The sequence below is a fragment of the Anabaena sp. UHCC 0451 genome, from assembly GCF_034931405.1.
Lineage (GTDB): Bacteria > Cyanobacteriota > Cyanobacteriia > Cyanobacteriales > Nostocaceae > RDYJ01.
In genome coordinates, this window is the sequence record NZ_JAYGHA010000007.1 from 20,680 (window position 1) to 34,902 (window position 14,223).

Consider the following 14,223-nt stretch of genomic DNA (forward strand, 5'->3'; position numbering starts at 1 on the left):
ATAAATTAAATTTTAAGCAGTGATTAAACCTAGCTTTGTTAATCTAATAGTTAGTGCTTGAACACTAACAGCAAATTCATCTGCTAATTCTTTCACAGCTTTATCATCATCAGGTGGCAGATTACGAACTTTTTCTATCAGCACCGATTCAGGCATCAACAATTCTGCGGCAAAAGTATTTGCTTCTATTTCTTGTCGTTTAGTTCCCTCCGATGCTTTCTCATCTCTAAAAAAGACAAGTGATGAGTCAATAAAAACATTAGATACAGTATGGTGTAGTAAAAAGTGTCCTAATTCATGAGCTATAGTAAATCTTTGCCTATTTGGGTGATGGTTATCATTGATACCAATTATGGCATAACTATCTTTAATAACCAACATTCCTGATGTTTTATCTTCTAATTTTTCTTTACGGACGCTTATATTGTGTTCTTTTAAAATAGCATCTAGCTTAATTGGTAAAGTATCACCAAAGCGTTCTAGTATTTTTTGGGCTGCTTGTTTTGCTTTCCTACTCATTAGTTCTTCTCCCCTAATTATTCTTCCATTAGCTGCTGGAGAAATTCAGCAGTTTTAGGAAGTTCTTCTTTGACTTCATCTTCTATTGTCGTTGATTTTGTATTGAGATTAGTGACTTCGGCTTCAGTTGGCAATATCGCTGCAACCTTTACATCTAAAACTATACACAACTGATATAGCACATGGAGCGGTGCTTTCTGACGGCCAGCCTCAATATTAGTGATTGAGGTGCGTAGTACACCTATTGCATCTGCTAACTCAGCCTGAGTCATACCCATTTCGGTACGTCGTTGTTTTATGCGTCTACCTATCTGCTGATACAGGTTATTTTCGTTGATTTTCATAAGGTTAAGTATGAGTGTTTATGCTTACCTAGTCAAATGTCAATATAAACAACATAATATTTTGTTTTTGTGCTTGACATTAGGTAATAGCTTTGCTAGGATAGGTGTGTTAACTTTCATAAGTAATAGCACTATGTATCTTGCTGAACCAATTCAGATTCACTTACAATGGACTCCTGGGAACAATCACGTCCTTCCTTATAACAGCATCACTGTCAGATCATTTGTGCCGCCGTTAGTAGGAGGAGTCTATATTCTCTACACGCTTTCAAAGTTAAATAGGCGTTATTATTCGTTCTATGTTGGAGAATCTGAAGATTTACGTGGTCGTTTACTAGCTCACTTAGCCGAGTCAGAACAACATAAAAATGTACACATTTACAACACTGTGCAAACATATATCTGTGGTTTCGAGTTTGCTGTTATTTCGCCTACTAAGAAAACGATACTGAGAGCAGCCGAAGCAGCTATCTACTACAATTCTCCGGTCTCATTCCGGTATAATGACGAAAGAAGGCTATCGTATAACCCAAATTACAACTTTTTGGGTATATAAACTTATAATTAGGCTTATATTTGATGTTGCGCCATGACTTGAATATAATGGCTTGACGGCAATTTAGAGTTAGATAAGACATTATATGTGCGATCGCATTTCCACACAGAATATAGTTATGCGATCGCCTCCTAAACCTTATAATCAAGTTATAACCATGACATATTTTTTAGACACAGGCTTTCAGAAATTGAACGACCCAGAAGAAGGCATCTATAATAATATGGAGGCTTTCAGTAGAGGCAACTTGAAAACTGTAGATATACAACTTGAAGAAACCATTCTGGAAAAAGCACTTGCTTTGGCAAAGTCCCACAATTTAGACTTGTCACAGTTGATTGCTTACGCAATTGATAAACTGGCAGTAGCTGAACCAGAAAATTACCCCTTACTAGGATTATTTGCTGATGATCCTGAATCAGTAGATGCGATGCTAGAAGAAGTAATGAAAGATCGAGCAGCACACCCATTAAATCAACGTTTTGGACAAAGTAATACTTGACACTGACATTCTTTCCGAAAGCCTGAAGCGCAGAAACCAGCGTGTTGTATCCAGGGCTATTGCTTATCTAACTGTTTTTGGTCGTTATACTATCAGCACTATTACAGTCTTGGAAATTGTCAAAGGCTGGCATAAGCTGCAACGAGAAGATAAAATTCAGGAATTTTTTGCCCAAATTTCTGTTGCTGAAGTGTTAACAATGCAACTGGCTGAGGCTGAGTTAGCAGGACGAATTTATGCGGATTTAGAACGCACAGGGCAACCAATAGGACTTGCTGATGCTATGATTGCAGCGATCGCTATCCAACAAAACTTAATTTTAGTTAGCGGTAATTTATCTCACTATCAGCGTATTCAAACATTGGGTTACAACTTAAAACTAGATAACTGGCGAATATAAACACAGTTTCATAAAAGCAGTCATAATTGAGAATTGAAATGTAAGCATTCAAATATAAACTGAATGCTTACCTATGCTAAATTGATATTAATAATGTTCGGTTAAGAGTTTTTGTAGGTTGGGTTAAGCGACAGCGCAACCCAACAAAAGTCCGTAAATATTGGGTTTCCTAGCGTCAACCCAACCTACCTAATTTAATGTTTTTAGCTTAACCGACAAGTATTGAAATTAATATCACATCACTGCTTGATTCAACTTACTTTTTCTTAGCATAAACTAAAAGACTCTTGTATTTTTCAACTAGATAAATTTTCCCTTGGGCTGTAAATGATTCAATGATTTCTTCAGCTTTAGCATAACCAACTGACTGTGTATAGAACAGTATTTTCCCGTGAGGATTCAATTTACTGAGAAATAAATCAACCATTGATTCATCATTATGATGCACAAAGGGAGCATCTTCAGCCATATAAAATTCACCAATATGAAAGAGTGCAACCACATCTAACATAGGCAAAGAACGATCCGTGAGAGTGTAAATATCTGTACAAAGTACCTTGTAAAATTTAGCCAATTGGCGATTTTTACGACACATTTGAACATAAGCTTCATGTTCGAGAATAGAAGCAGTAATACCAATGATTTCATTGGGTTTATCAAGTTTCTGATTTTCTAATCCTAAAATGTGATGAGACCCTGTACCAAAATGAAATACAGTCTGATCTTGAATATTATACTTTTGCAAATATTCGATTAATTCCAGATCACATGGACAGAGGTGCGGTTGTAATCCCCATGAGGATTTTGTGCGGTAGTAATCATTACCAACCCAGTGTGGTAAAACAGGTTGACTCAAACTCACTGAGTAGTACAATTTAGCTAATTGGCGATTGCTGAAAACAAGATCACGAATCGTTTTTCTAACAGTAAGAACCATCTGTTAACCCTCAATAGTTTTGCAAAAGTGAATGGGATTGTGATATTTCAGCTACTAAATCATTCAAGACATTCTGCTAAAAATGTTGATATGTGTTTTATGCTTGATGAGCATTAGCTATTTAGACTGCTCACAAGTTGATAAAATGACCCTGTTTGAGTACCAAAAAACTGGAGTAGATGCGGTTTTAGATGTCAATTAGCCAGGGAGAATTATCTTGTAGTTCAAGTCACCTACCAATTGCATCAACTTACTTTTTACCTTGAAGATATTACCTCCAAGAATTTTGGTACTTTATTTGTAGTAATGCAGGTCAGCTTAACATAAAAAAAATTTGCAAAAATAAAGATAATATCAAGTTAATATAAAAACTTGTTCAAGTTTTCGTAATATATCATTTGTGTTCCCTATTATCACCAAGTAAAATATCTGACTTTGTATGAATATTGCCTTCCTGATTGCGTATTCTCAATTATCCAATTTTGACTTGATTTTTATATAAATTCATTCCAGGTAAGTAAGTCGGCACGAAAAACCCAAGGTATGTAACAAAATCTAAAATCCCTGAAAGTCTCTTCCCTTTTGCCTCTTGCCTTTTTCCTTGCCATAACGATAAATTTTAACGCCTACCTACTTAAACCTCTTTGGGGAACAAGATTATCTCCTGCAAATCCATCTAACTATTTTCTCAAGGTAATAAAACTCTTTCTCTATCAGGACTTATGCAACTGGTATATTGGTAGGGTGCGTCAGATATAAAAAATATGTTTATTTGCAGGATTCATGCAGTCTGACGCACCCTACAACAGATTTTTGGTGTGACACGCAGCTTTAGTCCTATCTATTTTTCGTCCTGTACAAAGGAAAGGCACAACTGATACTAATTAAAAGCCCCTGATTGCTACCGCAGCAAGTTATATTAGAAAAGGTGGCAAATGGAAATTACACCAATGACAGAACAACCCAACACAGACTCATTACAGACACCAATTGATGAACCACAACCCAAGTCAGAGAATGATTCTTGGAGAAACCGCATTACTAGTGTTGTTAGCAAAACTACAAGCAAATTAACCCAACTTCTACCTGTAGACCAAGTAACACAGACCGTAGGGCAATGGTTTAGTGTCAATGATGCCCAAGTTGCAGAGATTTTAGCAACTATCCGCACTCAGTTACCCACTACAGAAGCTTTATTAATAGGAAAACCCCAAACTGGTAAAAGTTCAATTGTTCGGGGTTTAACAGGCGTTTCTGCGGAGATTATCGGCCAGGGTTTTCGTCCTCATACTCAAAATACTCAACGTTACGCTTATCCTTCTAATGATTTACCGTTGTTAGTTTTCACTGATACGGTGGGCTTGGGAGATGTTAACAAAGATACAGAAACAATTATTCAAGAGTTAATTAGTGATTTACAAACAGAAACTACAGGGGCTAGAGTTTTAATTCTGACTGTTAAAATTAATGATTTTGCAACTGATACCTTGATAAAAATTGCTCAAAAGTTGTGTCAGCAATATCCAAATATTCCCTGTTTGTTAGCGGTGACTTGTTTACATGAAATTTACCCAACGGAAATAGATAATCATCCTATTTATCCACCAGATTTTGAGGAATTGAATCGAGCATTTACAGAAATAAAAAATAATTTTGCAGGTTTATATAATCGTGCAGTTCTGATGGATTTTACTTTAGAAGAAGATGGTTATGATCCTGTTTTCTATGGTTTGGAAGCACTGCGAGATAATTTAGCTGAACTTTTACCGGAAGCAGAATCAAAAGCCATTTATCAATTATTAGATAAACAAGCAGGTGAGAAATTAGGCAATATTTATCGAGATGCTGCAAGACATTATATTTTACCTTTTTCCATTATGGCAGGTACTTTAGCCGCAGTACCTTTACCTTTTGCCACAATGCCTGTTTTAACCGCTTTACAAGTTTCAATGGTGGGACTGTTGGGTAAATTATATGGTCAGACTTTGACACCATCTCAAGCTGGGGGTATTGTCAGTGCCATAGCGGGTGGTTTTATCGCGCAAGCAGTTGCACGGGAATTAATTAAATTTATTCCTGGTTTTGGTAGTGTTATTGCCGCATCTTGGGCAGGTGCTTATACCTGGTCTTTAGGTGAAGCTGCTTGTGTTTATTTTGGTGATTTAATGGGTGGGAAAAAGCCTGATCCCCAGAAAATTCAAAATGTAATGCAAGAGGCTTTTGAAGGGGCAAAAGACCGATTTAAGGCTATGAAAAGTTAGAACTTCAAGAAGTCAGAATAGCCTCAAATTAGCCAAATATTCCCTAAATTACTTGATAGAAAATTCACAAAAACAATTTAAATCGTGCTAATTGATTTTCAATGGTCAAGGTAAGGATTTTATTCAGTTCAGCCCTATCTGTAAATTGTAAGAGTTGCTGCGTGGGTAAATCAAAGGGAAATTGTCCCTCTACTTCTGGACGTTGTTGATGTGCTAGTAAAATTTGTTCAGACCGCTTACTTTCAATAGCATAACCCATTTCTACGCAAACATTAGGACTGGGAATTAATTGACAGGTTTCTTGGCCATCAATGCTTGTAATAGCTGTAATATCAGCAATAAATAACAAACTCTTACGGATTTTTCGCATCATGGTGCGGTTTAACCGCAGAGGTGCATTTTTAAGACGTGATGATTCTATTAATGTTAGAGGTAAACGGGATTTTTTATTTAAAATTTTCAAACTTTCTTGCAATTCTTCTCTCAGTAAATCGCTTGCTTGTGCATACTCAGTTTGATAACAGAAAAAAATGGTTGGTTCTAACTGCGCTAACAAAGCCTGTTTAGTCAAATAAATTTCATGACTGATTAAGTCAATGTTGGCTACACAATAACCACCACTACCCTCTATATAAAATTCTATATTTTCGCCTTCCAGATAACGCCTAAACCAAGTTGATGATTTGACTTCATCACTATCTTCTAAAAAATCGGCACGTAATCCTGATTTGAGCAGGCTTTTCTTACTGAGACGAATGTCTGGAGGACGTTTTTCCAATTCTGTAATTGGCTCATAATCCTGTAGATACCACGCTCTGAGCGCAATAATTGACATAAAATGCTATTTAAATTGTCTTTTTCTATTCAATTTTAGTACAAACTTACGCATTAGTGATTGGTGATTGGTAAGAATTTTTTACCCATTACCCATTACCTACTCACAAACACAACAACACCCAACATCTACTAGCTTGGTTTTTCCCTCCTCTTGTTTATTCTAGCCAGGGATGTACTACCTTTCATCATCTTGATAAACAAGTAATGAAAACCAGTCACATTGCCCCCTGATTCTCAATAATTTGAGGGAACATAAGCGTTCGCGTTGGGTGTTGTATGGTTTTGACGAGACAGATAGGAATTTAACAGCGTTTTCAACCTCTCACTACATTTTCAACTTTTTCAACTTTACTCTAGCTGTTTAATCTGCCAGGGAAGCTTTTTTCTTTAGCTTCAATTATTAGAATAACACCTCAAAATTTGGTTGGAGATATTTGCAACTAAACTTTACTTTTAGAGTAAAAATGAGTAAAGAAAAATTTAGCAACTAGGTTCATTAGTGACTTAAATAATTTATTGGCAAGGGTTTATATTTTATTGCCATTTGATAGTAATTACTCATCAATATTTTAAGTTTTGAAACAACCCCATTCACAGGATGATTTTAGACAGTCATTAGTCATTAGCAAAAGTTTCTGCTCTTTTCTCTTCCCAATCCTCAATCCCCAATCCCCAATTCCCTCCTGGCAATTTCAGAGGAATTTCAATCCAAAACTCTGTGCCTTTCCCCGGTTCTGATATACATTCCATCAGTCCACCGTGTTTTTCTACAACAATTTGATAGCTAATTGCTAATCCTAGTCCTGTACCTTTACCTACAGGCTTTGTAGTAAAAAATGGATCAAAAATCCGCTTTTTTATATCTTTACTCATGCCTGGTCCATTATCGGCAATGCTAATTAACAAATAGGGATTTTGTGTGGAAACTCTGGTAGAAATACGAATAGTTGGTAAAGGTTGAGTATCAGTTAATTGGGGCTTTTGTTCAATCTCATCTGTTAAGACATCAATGGCATTGTTAATAATATTCATAAATACCTGATTCATTTGTCCGGCATAGCATTCTACTTTTGGTAAGTCACCATAATCTTTGATGATCTCAATACCGGGAAAATAACCATGTGGTTTAAGTCGATGTTGTAAAATCAATAAAGTATTATCAATACCTTCATGCAAATCAACACGTTTATTTTCAGCTTCATCAAGACGAGAAAAGTTGCGTAATGATAGGACTATTGAACGAATTCGCTCTGATCCTACTCGCATTGATGACATGATTTTTGGTAAATCCTGCACCAAAAAATTAAAGTCGATGGCTTCCATGGTGGAGCGAATTTCACTATTTGGCTGGGGATAATGGGACTGGTAGAGTTGTAAAAGTTTGAGCAAGTCTTCGCTATAATTACTGGCATGACAGAGGTTGCCATAAATAAAGTTAACAGGATTATTTATTTCGTGAGCTATACCTGCTACTAATTGTCCTAAACCGGACATCTTTTCTGTTTGAACTAATTTAGATTGGGTTTCTTGAAGTTGATGCAATGTATGTTCTAGCTGTGCAGCTTTAGCTGTGGCTTTAGCTTCGGCTATACAGCTTTGTTCATAGAGTTGAGCTTGCTGAATAGCAATTGCTGCTTGGTCTGCTAACTGTTGTAGTAAGTCAATTTCTGCATCCTGCCAAATTCTAGGAGATTCACAGTGGTGGGCAACTAATAAACCCCAAAGTTGCTTACCCATTTTGATGGGAACAATTAAGTTGGCTTGGACTTGCATACTGACTAATAATTCTCGATGGCAATTACTCAATGTATCTGTGTAGATATTATTAATTGCCCTGACCCTACCCTCTAGGTAAAGTTGGATATACTCTTGAGGAAAACATTCTGATGATAACTTCAGTCCTAAAACTGATTGCCAATTACCATTAACTTCTTCTACAATTACTTCACCATCAAATTCACTCATTAACTGATAAATTATCACCCGGTCAGAATTGAGTAAGGGACGGACTTCTCGGACAATAGTTTGAAGAATGGTATTCAAATCTAATGTTCTGCGAATCTGATCTGTAACTTGTTTGAGTGCTTTGGTTAACAGTAAAGTTTTTTCGATCTCAGCAGTTTGTTCCTGTACCCTGATTTCTAGATTGGCATTCAGCATCTGTAGTTCTTGGTGTGTTTGCTGTTGATGAATTGCCATTGAGAAGTTATGACATAAAGCTTGTGCTAGTGATATGTCTTCCATTTCCCAAGCAGGTGCTTGTCCTTTTTTTTCTTCTTTCCAAACTTCAAAAGAAAGACGGGGTAATTCTTGATGCTTATTTTGGTCGGCTCTCCCTGCCCAGAGGATTTCGCTATCAAATTCTGGACGAAAAATAGTTAATACACCAAGAAAATTTTCCCGGTATTGTAGGGGAATTACCATTAATCCCCGAATCCGAGTAGATTGAAATGACAGGGCTAAGACTCTCAAATTAGTTTCTTTATATAGGTCGGAAATTGCTCTAATTTGCCCTGTTTTATCCTCAGCCATCCAGTTTTGCCACACAGGATGCTGTTCAATTACACTATTTGCTGATTCATAAGGTAGCTGTGGTTGTTTTCCACAGGTATAGAGTTCTCCAGTTTTCTCAATATAAAGTCTGCCACCTATGCCATGAAAAGATGTAGTTGTTGTTTCTAATGCTTTTTGGACTTGGATTGTTGGTAATTGATGTAAAAGTGTTGCCACTTGGTTAATAATAGCTTCTCGCTGTTGCTTGTTTCTGGCTTCACTGAGGAGGTTACTTTGAGAAATAGCGATCGCTACTTGATCGGCTATTTGTTGCACTACTTTGAGTTCTCGCTTTAAAACAGTGCGCGTTTGACTGTGATGAGACACTAGCAATCCCCACAGTTTTGGATGCTTTGATTCTCCTTTTGGGTCATATTCTAAAATTGGTACTACTAGGGAAGACTCTACACCCATAGCCTGTAAATATTGAATATGACATGGGTCTACTTGCCGATAGTTAATATTTTGTGTGAGTAAGGTTTTGCCATTTTTTGCTGATTTTAGTGGCGATAAACCAATTATTCCCGTAGCTACATCTACGATGGAACGTTGTCGAGCTAACAAAAACATCTCTATAGCAGATTGGGGAATGTCATTGGCTGGGAAATGCAGTCCTAATAATGATGGCAGACGCTGTTGATGAATAGATTCTGCAATGACTTCACCACTACCATCTTTGTCAAATCGATATATTTTGACTCGATCTGTTCTCAAAAATGAGCGAACTTCAGTTACAGTTGTGGTTAATATTTCTTGCAGATCAAGAGATCGTCTAATCTGCTTGATCATCCGATGCAGTAAAGTTTCTTGATCTAAGCTTTGCTGCCAACCATCTGGCTTATCGGTAAAAGTCATTACTAATCTTCACCTTATCAAAAACATATTTTTTTAAAACCTTTGTCTGATATGAAGTTATAACTTCAACACTTGTAGATTTATGATCTTTGATTTTATAAACTTTATTTTCTTTATCTTCTCTACATAATATCACAAATTTTATATCTAGTTTTTTTGATGGCTCTCAGTAAAATTACTTATGTATGCAGGTAAGAGGCAAAAGGATGCGATCAGATTCAGAGATGACGAATTTCCTCACGTACACTCATCAGAATTTTACCTAGATAATTTTGACCTGTTTTATCTGCACCACAGCCCCAAAAATAATCTGTGGGCGAGTTTTCCACCAGAACTTCATCCCCTGTTGCCAAAAGAACTGCTTGGATTCTCTCATGAGTGAGGAATTTTTTGAGTACGGCTAATCGCATCACATCAGTTTTGACTATCTCCCAGTCTGGGCGTAGTTTGCGAGTGCTACATCGTCCTAAAGCAGCCGCGACTTCAGGGGTAGCAGCTGCATAAATTAAGGGTATAATAACCTCATCTTTACTATTAACAAACTTTTGTGCTTGATAATAATGCTCAACTGTTGGCCAGTACATACCCTCGATTTCGATAGAGTGGGAAGAAAAGTTAGAAAAACAGCCATAAGGCTGCCAAGCTTTGTAAAAGTAAATAGTCATTTGAAAATTGCTCTTTATATACAGGTTTTGAGTTCAATCTTGCATAAGTCCTATAGAAATGTATCGAATGAAAAGAATTTCTGTGAATACCTCATTAATTGCCACAATACTTAAATATACATTTAACAATGTACAGTCAAGGGTAATACTAATATGTATATTACAAAATGAAGTGAGAAATGTGAGTGTAAGCTAGAATCAGTAGACTTTAAACATAGTCTGATGGGGTAGATTTAGGAGCAAATAACAGGAAGGGAGTATGGACAACAACAACTGGTTGGAACAGCTAATGATGCTGGGTATTGGTACAACCTCTTTAGTAGCAGACAAACTCAAGCAAGTTGGTGATGAATTGGTCAAGGATGGTAAGCTCAATCCTGAGCAAGCAAAAGTGGTAATGGATGATATTGTGCAGCAGTTAAAGTCAGAGCAGGGTAGCTGGGAAGTGCAGATGCAACGACAAATGCGAAATATGATGCAAGATTTGGGGGTGGCGCGTCAGTCAGAAGTAGATGAATTACGAGGAAGAATTGACCGTTTAGAGCGTCAGGTGCGCGATTTAGAAAATAAGCTTTGGCGCTAGAATACCTATTGTGATTTAAACTGATTTGTGTGCTGTCGGTAATCTAATTACCAAGCTACCTATATGGGGAGGGCAAATTTTGAAAGGAATTTTACTCAGCGTGGTGTTCATGCTGGTGTGTGTTGTGGCTTTAGTGTTAGCGCAAATGGGTGGTCAACAGGATACTGCTATTGCGACTAGCTTAACTCAAACTCCACCAGCAGCTACTGCTGTAATTGCAGAAAAAAATACTCTGATAGCGAACAATACTATTATGTCTGACGCAAATGTCGTAACTACCTCCTCTGGATTGAAGTATATTGAGTTAGCAAAGGGGGATCAAACTGGAGCGACTCCTCAAAAAGGACAAACGGTTGTGGTTCATTATGTTGGTACTTTAGAAAATGGTAAGCAGTTTGATAGTTCACGCGATCGCGGACAACCCTTTAAGTTTAAAATTGGGATCGGACAGGTAATCAAAGGCTGGGACGAAGGACTGAGTACGATGAAAGTAGGCGATCGCCGTCAGCTAATCATCCCTCCAGAGTTAGGTTATGGTGCGAGGGGTGCTGGTGGAGTCATTCCACCTGATGCTACTTTGCTTTTTGATGTAGAATTACTGGGTATTGAGTAATAACTGGGAACTGGGGACTGGTAAAAACTTTTTCCCCATTCCCAATTAATAATTATTTGGTCGAGCTAGATTTTTAAACTTTGTAAACTGCGGATCAAATAAAAGTTTCACAGTTCCTGTTGGTCCGTTACGGTGTTTAGCTATAATCACTTCTGCTATTCCCCGATCTGGTGTATCTGGTGAATAATATTCATCACGATAAAGCATAATTACTAAATCTGCGTCTTGTTCAATTGAATTGTGAACAATGATATTATTAGCAACAAAATTATGTAAATAAGGAACTGTTAAGTCAAATACTTCTTCTTCTCCATCTGGTATGATTGACACAATTTCATCCCAATATACATCATTTTCAGCTAAATCTATCTCTTTGGTTGTGTACTGTATAGCATGACGTGGCAATGTACAACCATCACCAATTAAATGTCCTAATAATGCAACCTCAGCAGAGGTCATGGTTTGCTTACCAGGACTAGAAATATATCTAGGCAAACAGAGATGTTGTTGCAAATTTAATTCATCTAATCTTTTCCAACCATTAATAGTTAAAAATTGATGATTGGCAGTAGCACGAATTTTTCTACCTAATCGAGTTTTTAATGTAAATACTGGTTTAATGCCTGTAGAAAATGCGTTAGTAACAATAGCTTTTTCTAATTTCATTGTATTTTCATTTAATGCCCAAACGGCAAAGCCAGATTTACCTGCTAAATCTTTAATTGGGATTGGTATTCCATCATCCGCTAATGTTACTAAAGAATCACCTGTTAAACAACCCGATTCTCTTAAATCCGATAACATTGGTCGTTTATTGGTGCGTGCTTCTACACCGCGACTCAACTGAGATAAGGCAATTACTGGAACGGATAATTCACGAGCTAAACCTTTTAAAGAACGGGTAATTCTTGATAATTCTTGTACGCGATTATCTCCTGCTCCTTCCATTAATTGCAAGTAATCTATGACAATTAATCCTAGTTCTGTATTCTGTTCTGCTTGCAGTCGTCGCGCTTGACTCCGCATTTGAGTAACTGTAATATTCGGAGTGTCGTCAATAAAAATTGGCATTTCTGAAAGCATACCAATTGCCCGACTTAAAGGTTCCCACTGGGTTTGGCTAATGCGTCCAGTCCGTAAATAACTACTTTCAATTCCGGCTTCACTAGCTAATAGTCGCTGTACTAATTGTTCTTTGGACATTTCCAAGCTGAAAACTGCAACTGGTAATTTATAACCAGCAGCAATATTATGAGCTAGGTTTAAGCAAAATGCCGTTTTCCCCATTGATGGCCTACCAGCGACGATAATTAAATCAGAACGCTGAAAACCGGTGGTCATGGCATCTAAATCATAAAAACCGCAGGGAATACCGGGTAAAGCGATGCCTTCATGTCGTTTTTCGACTTCTTGAAAGGCATTAATTAAGGTATCAGAAATGTGAACTAAACCTGATTGGGGTTTTTCTTGAGTAACGCCAAAAACTTTCTGTTCTGCTTGATCAAGGACAATGGGTAATTCTGTTTGTGTCTCGTAACCCAATTGTACAACTTCATTACCAGCCTTAATTAATTGCCGTCGCAGGTATTTTTCCATAACTAACCCTGCTAAGGAATCAATGTTAACTGCTGATACTGTCCGGTCTACCAAAGTTGCTAATTTATTTCTACCGCCAATGCGGGTGAGTTTATCATTGTCAGTTAACCAACTGGTGAGAGAAAGTAAGTCTGTAGGTTGATTTTGAGCGTGGAGAGTGAGGGCAGCTTGATAAATATCTCTATGGGCATTAATATAAAAAGCTTCAGGAATGAGGCGATCGCGAACTCGACCTACTGCTTCTGGATCTAAGAGAATACCCCCCAAAATTGCCTCTTCTGCTTCAATATTTTGGGGTGGTAGACGGTCGCTACCATCGCTTTGAAAACTCAGTTCTTCAGCCATAAGCGATTTTGGATTTGTGAGCAGGTTTTAAATAAATACAGGTTTTAAATACAGGTTTTAAATATTAGCTTAACTTGGTAGTTAGGAGGTAAAAGGCACAAGGTAAAAGGCACAAGGCAATACGTCATTCTCTTCATCACCCTATAACTCTCTTACCTGCCACCTGTTACCTGTCACCTGTCACCTGACTTAGCTGGCAACAACTTCGATATCAATTTGTGCTGTTACTTCAGAATGTAGCTTAATTTCGGCTTTGTATGTACCCAGGTGATTAATATCAGGGATAGTAATACCACGGCGATCAATTTCTTGACTGGTAGCGGCTTGAATTGCTTCTGCTACATCTTGGGTGGTGACTGTACCAAAAATAGCTTCGTTTTCACCTACTGACTTGGCAATTTTCAAGCTACCAACTTTTTCTAGGGCTGCTTTTTGCTCTAGTGCTTGCTGTTGGAGTTCTAGTTGGCGTTGACGTTCTTGTTCACGACGACGTTCTACTTGTCTGAGAATACCAGGAGTAGCATGAGCCGCTAAACTCTGGGGAATTAGGTAATTACGAGCATAGCCGGGTGCTACATCTACTAAGTCGCCGGATTTTCCCAGCTTGCTCACATCTTTTGTTAAAACTAACTGCACTCTTTTCGCCATTGTTTTTCT

General features: G+C 37.5%; 13 protein-coding genes. 5 read left to right on the forward strand and 8 right to left on the reverse strand.

What is annotated here, in order from left to right; all coding sequences use genetic code 11:
- Positions 1–12: 12 nt before the first annotated feature.
- Positions 13–519, reverse strand: a complete 507-nt coding sequence (locus tag VB694_RS06510; RefSeq protein ID WP_323359501.1) for an ImmA/IrrE family metallo-endopeptidase — start codon at positions 517–519, stop codon at positions 13–15.
- Between the two features lie 17 nt (positions 520–536).
- Positions 537–863 carry a helix-turn-helix transcriptional regulator gene (locus VB694_RS06515; RefSeq protein WP_323359502.1) on the reverse strand — a complete coding sequence of 109 codons (327 nt, stop codon included), beginning with the start codon at positions 861–863 and terminating at the stop codon, positions 537–539.
- Positions 864–1,504: 641 nt separating this feature from the next.
- Here VB694_RS06515 and VB694_RS06520 point away from each other — a divergent pair.
- Positions 1,505–1,921: a hypothetical protein gene (locus VB694_RS06520; RefSeq protein WP_323359503.1), complete on the forward strand. Its 417-nt coding sequence runs from the start codon at positions 1,505–1,507 to the stop codon at positions 1,919–1,921.
- Positions 1,902–2,321: a PIN domain-containing protein gene (locus VB694_RS06525; protein WP_323359504.1), complete on the forward strand. Its 420-nt coding sequence runs from the start codon at positions 1,902–1,904 to the stop codon at positions 2,319–2,321. Before VB694_RS06520 ends, VB694_RS06525 begins: the two co-directional genes overlap by 20 nt.
- A gap of 256 nt (positions 2,322–2,577) precedes the next feature.
- Here VB694_RS06525 and VB694_RS06530 read toward each other — a convergent pair whose 3' ends face one another.
- Entirely contained in the window at positions 2,578–3,258 is a 681-nt protein-coding gene (locus VB694_RS06530; RefSeq protein WP_323359505.1) for a hypothetical protein, read from the reverse strand.
- A 950-nt stretch (positions 3,259–4,208) separates the two neighbouring features.
- Here VB694_RS06530 and VB694_RS06535 point away from each other — a divergent pair.
- Positions 4,209–5,519: a YcjF family protein gene (locus VB694_RS06535; protein ID WP_323359637.1), complete on the forward strand. Its 1,311-nt coding sequence runs from the start codon at positions 4,209–4,211 to the stop codon at positions 5,517–5,519.
- Between the two features lie 64 nt (positions 5,520–5,583).
- Here VB694_RS06535 and VB694_RS06540 read toward each other — a convergent pair whose 3' ends face one another.
- From VB694_RS06540 to VB694_RS06550, 3 genes are all read right to left on the reverse strand, one after another.
- The gene (locus VB694_RS06540) at positions 5,584–6,354 is read right to left on the reverse strand and encodes a hypothetical protein (protein WP_323359506.1); all 771 of its coding nucleotides are present in this window, start codon (positions 6,352–6,354) and stop codon (positions 5,584–5,586) included.
- A gap of 617 nt (positions 6,355–6,971) precedes the next feature.
- Positions 6,972–9,764, reverse strand: coding sequence for a GAF domain-containing protein (locus tag VB694_RS06545; RefSeq protein ID WP_323359507.1), 2,793 nt, complete (start codon positions 9,762–9,764; stop codon positions 6,972–6,974).
- A 218-nt stretch (positions 9,765–9,982) separates the two neighbouring features.
- Positions 9,983–10,429, reverse strand: a complete 447-nt coding sequence (locus tag VB694_RS06550) for an NADAR family protein (protein WP_323359508.1) — start codon at positions 10,427–10,429, stop codon at positions 9,983–9,985.
- A 259-nt stretch (positions 10,430–10,688) separates the two neighbouring features.
- Between VB694_RS06550 and VB694_RS06555 the strand changes: the two genes are divergently transcribed.
- Both VB694_RS06555 and VB694_RS06560 read left to right on the forward strand, forming a co-directional pair.
- A complete protein-coding gene (locus tag VB694_RS06555; RefSeq protein WP_323359509.1) occupies positions 10,689–11,012 on the forward strand; it encodes a phasin family protein in 324 nt (107 codons plus the stop codon).
- A gap of 79 nt (positions 11,013–11,091) precedes the next feature.
- On the forward strand, positions 11,092–11,625 hold the full coding sequence (locus VB694_RS06560) for an FKBP-type peptidyl-prolyl cis-trans isomerase (protein ID WP_323359510.1): 534 nt from the start codon (positions 11,092–11,094) through the stop codon (positions 11,623–11,625).
- A gap of 45 nt (positions 11,626–11,670) precedes the next feature.
- On the opposite strand, the gene VB694_RS06565 is transcribed toward VB694_RS06560, so the two are convergent.
- Both VB694_RS06565 and rplI read right to left on the reverse strand, forming a co-directional pair.
- A complete protein-coding gene (locus VB694_RS06565) occupies positions 11,671–13,566 on the reverse strand; it encodes a replicative DNA helicase (protein ID WP_323359511.1) in 1,896 nt (631 codons plus the stop codon).
- 189 nt (positions 13,567–13,755) lie between these two features.
- Positions 13,756–14,214, reverse strand: coding sequence for a 50S ribosomal protein L9 (rplI, locus tag VB694_RS06570; RefSeq protein ID WP_323359512.1), 459 nt, complete (start codon positions 14,212–14,214; stop codon positions 13,756–13,758).
- Positions 14,215–14,223 lie beyond the last annotated feature (9 nt).

What these genes read in the sequence shown, in the direction of transcription:
- VB694_RS06540 (WP_323359506.1), bottom strand. Translation starts at nt 6,354, where the DNA reads ATGTCAATTATTGCGCTCAGAGCGTGGTATCTACAGGATTATGAGCCA.
- VB694_RS06555 (WP_323359509.1), top strand. Translation starts at nt 10,689, where the DNA reads ATGGACAACAACAACTGGTTGGAACAGCTAATGATGCTGGGTATTGGT.
- VB694_RS06535 (WP_323359637.1), top strand. Translation starts at nt 4,209, where the DNA reads ATGACAGAACAACCCAACACAGACTCATTACAGACACCAATTGATGAA.
- VB694_RS06530 (WP_323359505.1), bottom strand. Translation starts at nt 3,258, where the DNA reads ATGGTTCTTACTGTTAGAAAAACGATTCGTGATCTTGTTTTCAGCAAT.
- VB694_RS06510 (WP_323359501.1), bottom strand. Translation starts at nt 519, where the DNA reads ATGAGTAGGAAAGCAAAACAAGCAGCCCAAAAAATACTAGAACGCTTT.
- VB694_RS06515 (WP_323359502.1), bottom strand. Translation starts at nt 863, where the DNA reads ATGAAAATCAACGAAAATAACCTGTATCAGCAGATAGGTAGACGCATA.
- VB694_RS06545 (WP_323359507.1), bottom strand. Translation starts at nt 9,764, where the DNA reads ATGACTTTTACCGATAAGCCAGATGGTTGGCAGCAAAGCTTAGATCAA.
- rplI (WP_323359512.1), bottom strand. Translation starts at nt 14,214, where the DNA reads ATGGCGAAAAGAGTGCAGTTAGTTTTAACAAAAGATGTGAGCAAGCTG.
- VB694_RS06565 (WP_323359511.1), bottom strand. Translation starts at nt 13,566, where the DNA reads ATGGCTGAAGAACTGAGTTTTCAAAGCGATGGTAGCGACCGTCTACCA.
- VB694_RS06550 (WP_323359508.1), bottom strand. Translation starts at nt 10,429, where the DNA reads ATGACTATTTACTTTTACAAAGCTTGGCAGCCTTATGGCTGTTTTTCT.
- VB694_RS06520 (WP_323359503.1), top strand. Translation starts at nt 1,505, where the DNA reads ATGTGCGATCGCATTTCCACACAGAATATAGTTATGCGATCGCCTCCT.